Annotated in this window: 1 protein-coding gene; it reads right to left on the reverse strand. The window is 39.7% G+C overall.

What is annotated here, in order from left to right:
* Positions 1 to 960: hypothetical protein (locus KDK17_RS16815; protein ID WP_257288600.1), on the reverse strand; the 960-nt coding region annotated here is incomplete at its 3' end.
* Positions 961 to 1,531 lie beyond the last annotated feature (571 nt).

A 1,531-nucleotide genomic window follows, 5' to 3' on the forward strand; every position in this document is an offset into this window, starting at 1 on the left:
TAATTCCTGTCGTAGTTGGGCTATCAGTTCATTTTGTTGTTGAATGACTATTGACCGATCCTGATGCTCAGAATCTGACTCCTCAACCGAACCCTCATTGTCTGAATCCTCAGAATAATCCAATGGATAGCCCAGGCTTTCTGACGATGACGCCTCTGATAATGCCGCCGATAATCCAGTGGTGAGGTCAATACGCAAAATGCTGAGTGTAAACTCTTGCATGCCACTCTCGGTAAACATAATCTGAGGTGCAGGACATGAGTGTTCTGGTCGTGATGGGCATTCTGAGCGGCAGAGGCTGGCTATATTGTTGTAGATAATGCCCAAAAGCTCGTGTGGCGCGTATCTTATCAGCAAGGTTGTCAGTGTCTCTGTGGATTCCAGCCCTGAATTGATGCACTGAAAAGCTTCTGATGCCATTGCAGTTAAACCGATTAGAAGTGCTGTCTCTGTGTCCAATGCGGCGTCATTCAATTGATGGACAATGCTTTGCGGAGAATGATATTCACTGACATTTTTAGAAAGCAATGCATTGGAAAATGCCTGAACGTAGCTTTCTCCGGTATAACGGCTATGCAACACTCTAAAGTAGGCCGAAAGTTCATCCATGGTAAGAAAATGAGGACCAAGAAAAGCAAGAAACATCAGTACTAAATCATTATTAACACCAATATCACTGAAATAATGTTCCGCTGAACCTAAATGAAAATAATGAAAACAAGGATTAGTTCTGTCATTTATGTTGACAGACAAAAACATCTTTTCAAAAAGGCTTTTTGCCATTGCATTGATTAACTCTTTATCATTCGAATTTCTTCCATTGATCTTATTTATATTTATAGTGAATATATGATGTATAAGTCTGAGTACATCTTGAATGCGATTTTTGTGAAATCGTTCATCCATGGCCACATAATTAAAATAAAAGTTTATCAGACGTTTAAAGTCTTGCTCAGTCACTTCGTAATTTTCACAAATTTCCAGTCGCCCATCTCCAGATACATGGTCAGAGGCTAAATTAAGATTGACAAAGCCAATGCGGATGTTTTCAAGTGGGCTCTGGTCTGTGTGTCTCGGTTTTCGGTTTAAAGGCAGTTTTGAGTTCGCCTTGAAATAGTCGTAAAATTCTCTAAGGATATAGGCGTCATTTGCCAGCCCCTGCTGATAAAAAAAAACACTGAAAATAAAAGCGTCTTATAGGAATACCATAAGGTCATACTTTCACCTGCTCTCGTTAAAACAACTGCACTACTACAACTGACATTTATCAGCAATAAATAAACCACTGTCGCATAATAAAGCCCTGAAGGCTGAATTATTCAGGGCTTTGGTAAAAGACAGTTTAGCTCTGTTTTAATACACTCGTGAAAACATATAGCAATCGATGCCGTTTATAGTAGGTAGCAATAATGGGCAGAAGATGTATCTCTGGCTCTCAGGCAAATACAGCCTCAAGCAATACACCAGTAATGTGCACACATTCAATAAAAAGACTTGTCGATCACCTTCATGTATGATGAAGGTGTTTCCC

The organism is Endozoicomonas sp. SESOKO2 (assembly GCF_024606245.1).
In the GTDB taxonomy this organism is placed as follows: Bacteria; Pseudomonadota; Gammaproteobacteria; order Pseudomonadales; family Endozoicomonadaceae; genus Endozoicomonas_A.